Annotated in this window: 7 protein-coding genes and 1 pseudogene; 1 reads left to right on the top strand and 7 read right to left on the bottom strand. The window is 62.1% G+C overall.

Going from position 1 to position 5,493, the window contains the following annotated elements:
• On the bottom strand, window positions 1–225 hold a 225-nt coding region (locus tag EOA36_RS25975), incomplete at its 3' end, for an Lrp/AsnC family transcriptional regulator (protein ID WP_145969312.1).
• A gap of 270 nt (window positions 226–495) precedes the next feature.
• Here EOA36_RS25975 and EOA36_RS25970 point away from each other — a divergent pair.
• Window positions 496–915 (top strand): DUF4864 domain-containing protein, encoded by a 420-nt coding sequence (locus EOA36_RS25970; protein WP_127279995.1) that lies wholly within the window; start codon window positions 496–498, stop codon window positions 913–915.
• Between the two features lie 15 nt (window positions 916–930).
• On the opposite strand, the gene EOA36_RS25965 is transcribed toward EOA36_RS25970, so the two are convergent.
• From EOA36_RS25965 to EOA36_RS38435, 6 genes and pseudogenes are all read right to left on the bottom strand, one after another.
• Window positions 931–2,328 carry a hypothetical protein gene (locus EOA36_RS25965; RefSeq protein WP_127279994.1) on the bottom strand — a complete coding sequence of 466 codons (1,398 nt, stop codon included), beginning with the start codon at window positions 2,326–2,328 and terminating at the stop codon, window positions 931–933.
• 153 nt (window positions 2,329–2,481) lie between these two features.
• A complete protein-coding gene (gene tgt / locus EOA36_RS25960; protein WP_127279993.1) occupies window positions 2,482–3,612 on the bottom strand; it encodes a tRNA guanosine(34) transglycosylase Tgt in 1,131 nt (376 codons plus the stop codon).
• Entirely contained in the window at window positions 3,605–3,874 is a 270-nt protein-coding gene (locus EOA36_RS25955) for a hypothetical protein (RefSeq protein ID WP_127279992.1), read from the bottom strand. Before EOA36_RS25955 ends, tgt begins: the two co-directional genes overlap by 8 nt.
• A complete protein-coding gene (queA, locus tag EOA36_RS25950; protein ID WP_127279991.1) occupies window positions 3,864–4,952 on the bottom strand; it encodes a tRNA preQ1(34) S-adenosylmethionine ribosyltransferase-isomerase QueA in 1,089 nt (362 codons plus the stop codon). The genes EOA36_RS25955 and queA overlap by 11 nt, the downstream gene beginning before the upstream one ends.
• 6 nt (window positions 4,953–4,958) lie before the next feature.
• Window positions 4,959–5,408: a DMT family transporter gene (locus EOA36_RS25945; protein WP_127279990.1), complete on the bottom strand. Its 450-nt coding sequence runs from the start codon at window positions 5,406–5,408 to the stop codon at window positions 4,959–4,961.
• 12 nt (window positions 5,409–5,420) lie between these two features.
• Window positions 5,421–5,493: pseudogene (locus tag EOA36_RS38435) on the bottom strand (peptidylprolyl isomerase); the annotation flags it as partial.

Here is a 5,493-nt window from a genome sequence, read left to right as displayed (position 1 = left end):
GAAGGTGACGACGGTGAAGGTGTCCTTGATGCCGGGAAGAATCTGCACCTTCTCGTTGACGAAATGGCCGACGTCTTCCTCATCATCGACATAGAATTTGGCGAGCAGATCGTAATTGCCGGCGGTGGAGTAGATTTCCGAAGCGATCTCGGCGTCGGCAAGCGCGCTGGCAACCTCGTAGGATTTGCCCAGCTCGCATTTGATCTGCACGAAAAACGCCTTCATGGCTTCGTCCCGCTAAACGTCCACGTTCAAGCGGCCCTTCTGGCAGACTGGAGGCGGGCTTTCAAGCGCTGGAATGCGCACTTAGCCGGCGCGGGCCTTGGCCACGGCCTCGCGCATCTTCGCAACCGGCATGCCGCGCTCGAGGAATCCGCCTAGCCGGGACGAATATTGGCGGCCGCTGAAACCGTGAAGCGCCGTCACCCGTATGTTAGGATGCCTCCGCAACAGCTTTTCTGGAGGCGGCTTTTCGAGGGACGGTGGAGACAGGCCATGCGCCGCGGCTTTTTCGCATTCGCGTTCGTTTCGCTCATGCTGGCTTCCCAGGCGTTTGCCGGCGATGCCGAGATCAAGGCTGGCCAAGCCGTCATCGACGGTCAATTGAAGGCCCTCATCGCCGATGACGGCGCCAAGGCCTACAGCTTCGCCGCTCCGAACGTGAAGCAGGTATTCCCGACCGTCGATGCTTTCATGAACATGGTGACCAACGGCTACCCGCCTGTGCGCAAGCCACGGTCCTACTCTTTCGGCAAGGTCGAGCAGACGGGCCCGGGTTCGATCGTCCAGCAGGTGCTGATCATTGGCCCCGACGGCAAGGACTATGAGGCGGTCTACACGCTTCAGCAGCAGCCCGACGGCACATTTCAGATCACCGGCTGCAGCCTGCGCGCCTCGAATTCGCTGAGCACCTGAACCAGTTCGCTCACTTCAATCCTGGCGCTGATAGAGCGTCCAGCCCTGCCCCGACAGTCCCCAACTCGTCGAGGCATCGACGCGATCATAGGTCAACAGGCAGCCGGACGGGGCCGCGACATGCTCCGGCTGCTGGTCCACGGCGCCCTCGAGGATCAGCCAGGACGGACGCTCGTCACATATCTTGTCGGCCGCGACGAGCAATGACTGGCGTCCCAGCCGTTTGGCAAAATAGTTGACAATCACGGCGATCCGAAAATCTTGATTGCTGGCGTAGCTCGTTGCGCCATTGCGTGTCATCTCCTCAACGATGACGGCATAGGATCCGCGTTCCTTTTCGTAGAATGGCAACAGAAACGTCATCGTGCCGGCTAGGATTGCCACCAGCCCCCCGACGGCAACAAGCCGATATATGCCAGCGGCGGCGAACCCGAGCGCAAGCAACTCGCCCGCGCAAAGCAACAGCAATGTTGCACTGACCAGAAAGTAGCGCGGGAAATCGAGGGTCGGCAGCTGTGCTGCCGCCATCAGAACAGGCAGTCCGATAATCCCGATGACATAGAGACTGGCCCGCCGATCGCGCCGAATACCGGCGAAGACGCAGACAAGGCCGCAGGCCAAGGCAATACAGGCCAAGTCGCTTATCCAAGGCGGCAAGCCGAACAGACAGCGGATCATTCCGCCGTACCCTTGGACGAAGGCCTGGAGCGAGAACGGCGAAACGCCACCAACCTTGAAGCCAAACGTCTGGCTGCCGATCGTTACGCAGGCGGCTAGCGGCAGCAAAGCAAGGAATGCCGGCGTAAAAATCTGCCCCAGTTCGACATTGACGCGACCGAGACTGCCGGTGCGCCGCCAGATGAGCCAGGCGCTCCAGGCCACCAGAACCACCACCGTTTCTACCATCGTGAGGTGGGACAAAAACCCGAGAAGGACGATGACCGCGAATGCGATGCCTGAACGGCCTGTGTCGAACCGGCGTTCCAGAAACACGACCGAGAGGAGCGTGAACAGCACCAGCCCGGCATAGCCTCTCGCCTCGGAGCCGTAATGGACCATCGGATAGCTCACCGCAAACAGCATGCTTGTGATGACACCAGCCCATCGGCCTTGCGCAGCCACGGCTGCGGCAATGATTGTGCCGACGCCGAGCGCAATCGACAAGCCTCGCTGAAGCAATGGCGAGGCATAAGGACCGATCAGGTACAGGTAGATCGAATTGAGGAAATGATTGTTGTCGTGGTTTACGCGCCAGAATATCTGATCGATCGAGGTAAGCGGCTCGAGCAGCAAGAAGCTCCAGATCTCGTCCAGCCAGAGATCGCCGCGCGCACCCATCAATCGCAAGAAAAGGCCGATTGCTGCGATCGCGGCAATCGCCGGGCCGACACCACGATGCTTGCGCGTTGCCAAACGCAGGACACTAGCATGCGAATTATGCAGTGCTAATTTAGAATTGTCGACAGATGGGTCTGCTGTTGCGGACAGTTTCTTGCCCCTTGCCTGAATATAGCTCGGAACAATTACTCTTGGTTATGTTTAGAAAGAGTGTGCTCGGATCCCAATTCAAAGTACGGGCAGGTCGCCTTTGGCCCAACCCTCGGATATCTCGCCCGAGCGCAGTTCGAAGGTGCCGCTCTCGATCGCGGCCCGGATGTCCTGCATCAGCTTCTGGTAGTAGGAAAGATTGTTCCAGGTCAGCAGCATCGCCCCGAGCGCCTCCTGCGAACGCACCAGATGGTGCAGATAAGCGCGCGAATAGTCGCGGGCCGCGGGGCAATCACTCTCTTCGTCGAGCGGGCGCGGATCGTCAGCGTGACGGGCGTTGCGCAGATTGACCTTGCCGCGCCTGGTATAGGCAAGACCATGCCGGCCGGCTCGCGTCGGCATCACGCAGTCGAACATGTCGATGCCGCGCGCCACCGATTTCAGGATATCGTCCGGCGTGCCCACGCCCATCAGATAGCGCGGCTTTTTGTCAGGCAGTTCCGGGCACGTGATGTCGAGCATGTCGAGCATCACCGCTTGCGGCTCGCCGACAGCCAGGCCGCCGACGGCATAACCCTTGAGGTTCATCGCGCTCAGCGCCTGCGCCGAACGCACCCTGAGCGCGGCGTTGTCGCCACCTTGCACGATGCCGAACATCGCCTTGCCGGGCTGGTCGCCGAACGCCGTCTTGCAGCGCTCGGCCCAGCGCAGCGACAGGTCCATTGCGCGCTCGATCTCTTTCAACTCGGCCGGCAGCGCCGTGCATTCGTCAAGCTGCATCTGAATATCGGAATCGAGCAGGCCTTGAATCTCGATCGAACGCTCGGGTGACATCTCATAAGCCGCGCCATCGATGTGCGAACGGAAGGTGACGCCTTTCTCTGTCAGCTTCCTCAGCTTCGACAGCGACATCACCTGGAATCCGCCGCTGTCGGTCAGGATCGGGTGCGGCCAGCGGGCGAATTCGTGCAGACCGCCAAGCCGCGCGACACGTTCGGCGCCAGGGCGAAGCATCAGGTGATAGGTGTTGCCCAGGATGATGTCGGCGCCGACGCCGCGCACCTGGTCCATGTACATGGCCTTCACGGTGCCACCGGTGCCGACCGGCATGAAGGCCGGCGTGCGGATTTCGCCGCGCGGCATGTCGATCAGGCCGCGCCGCGCCTTGCCATCGGTCGCCAGCACCTTGAAGGTGAACGTCTCAGCCATTGAATTCCTTGTCGTGGACCGGCGCACCCGGCGCCTGCCTGTCGAGCGACTGGCGGTATTGGATGCAGCCGCGCATGAATTTGGGCCAGGGTGGCACGGCGATCGCCAGCTCGGTCTTTTCAGGCAGCAGATCCCACAGATCGGGGTGATGCCAGCACAGATCATGGCCTGATGTATCGCGGTGCGCGCGAATACCGGCGCGCAGCCTTTCCACTTCCGCGACAAGGCTTTCGCGATCGAGGGTTTGCAGATCATCGTCCATCGCTCATCTCCGCTCGGTAAAGCAGGCTTGCGTCGCCATAGGAGTAGAACCTGTAACGGTTCGCAATGGCATGCGCATAGGCGGCACGCATCGTGTCGAGACCGCTGAAGGCCGAAACCAGCATGAACAGTGTCGAGCGCGGCAGATGGAAATTGGTCATCAGCATGTCGGCGGTGCGAAAGCGGTAGCCGGGCGTGATGAAGATGTCGGTCGGTCCGGACCACGGCGCCACCGTACCGTCTTCACGCGCCGCGCTCTCCAGCAGACGCAGAGAGGTCGTACCGACGGCAATGATGCGCCCACCCCTCACTTTTGCTGCGTTGAGCGCATCGGCGGTCGCCTCGCTGACCGAGCCGATCTCGGCATGCATCTTGTGGTCGGCGGTGTCGTCCGCTTTAACCGGCAGGAACGTACCGGCGCCGACATGCAGCGTGACGAAGCAGCGTTCGATCCCCATGGCGTCCAGCGCCGCAAAAAGCTCCGGCGTGAAATGCAGGCCAGCGGTCGGCGCCGCTACCGCCCCTTCTTCCCGGGCATAGATGGTCTGGTAATCGGCATGGTCGCGCTCGTCGTCATCGCGCTTCGAGGCGATGTAGGGCGGCAACGGAATGTGGCCGACCGCGTGCAGCGCCTCGTCGAGGAAGGGCCCGGATAGATCAAAGCCGAGCAACGCTTCGCCGCCCTCGCCCTTTTCGATCACCGTGGCATCGAGCTGGCCAAGGAAACAGGAATTGCCGTCATGACCGAAATGGATGCGGTCACCGGCGGCGATGCGCTTTCCCGGCCGCATGAACGCCAGCCAGCGGTCTGGAGCCATGCGCATGTGCAGCGTGGCCTCGACCTGCGCAGCCGCTTCACCGCGCCGCCTGATGCCTTTCAGTTGCGCTGGAATGACCTTGGTGTCGTTGAAGACCAGCACGTCGCCGGCGCGGAGCAACGACGGCAGATCGCCAACCGTCCGGTCCTCCAGCCGCTTGCCTGGCTCGACGACGAGCATTTTGGCGCTGTCGCGCGGCTCTGCCGGGCGAAGCGCGATGCGCTCTTCCGGCAGGTCGAAATCAAAGAGGTCGACGCGCATCGGGAATCAAAACAGCCGAACGAGCAGCGCTCCGGCCAGCAGAAGCACGGCGCCGGCCACGCGGCCGACTGAGATTTCACGCACCGCGACACCGAGGAAGCCGACACGGTCGATGAGCATGCCGGCCAGCAACTGACCGGCCACCAGGAACGCCATCAGCGCGGCGGCGCCGATGCGTGGTGTCAGGATGGTGGAGAGCGTGACATAGAAGCCGCCGAGCATGCCCCCGGCGACGAACAGCCACGGCGCCGGCGCCTTCCAGTCAAGCGAAATGCCTTGCAGCTTCACCACCGTTACCGAGATGATGCCGAGCACGACCGCGCCCGACAGGAACGAAAACGCGGCCGCCGCGACCGGGAGACCCAGGCCGCGCGCCAGCTGCGAGTTGATCGGCGCCTGAATGGCAATGAAGGCGCCGGACAGGATGCCGAGAAGCGACCAGACGACGCCCATCATTGACGTTTCGCCTTACTTGACGTCTGCCGCGACCTTCAGCGACACGATCTTGTCGGGATCCTGCACCGGCTCGCCGCGCTTGATC

Origin of the sequence: Mesorhizobium sp. M8A.F.Ca.ET.021.01.1.1 (assembly GCF_003998025.1) — a bacterium.
Lineage (GTDB): Bacteria > Pseudomonadota > Alphaproteobacteria > Rhizobiales > Rhizobiaceae > Mesorhizobium.
This window is presented reverse-complemented; position numbering and strand designations above follow the sequence as displayed.

Coding starts and splice junctions, on each gene's coding strand:
- tgt (WP_127279993.1), bottom strand. CDS start 3,612: ATGGCTGAGACGTTCACCTTCAAGGTGCTGGCGACCGATGGCAAGGCG.
- EOA36_RS25955 (WP_127279992.1), bottom strand. CDS start 3,874: ATGGACGATGATCTGCAAACCCTCGATCGCGAAAGCCTTGTCGCGGAA.
- queA (WP_127279991.1), bottom strand. CDS start 4,952: ATGCGCGTCGACCTCTTTGATTTCGACCTGCCGGAAGAGCGCATCGCG.
- EOA36_RS25945 (WP_127279990.1), bottom strand. CDS start 5,408: ATGATGGGCGTCGTCTGGTCGCTTCTCGGCATCCTGTCCGGCGCCTTC.
- EOA36_RS25970 (WP_127279995.1), top strand. CDS start 496: ATGCGCCGCGGCTTTTTCGCATTCGCGTTCGTTTCGCTCATGCTGGCT.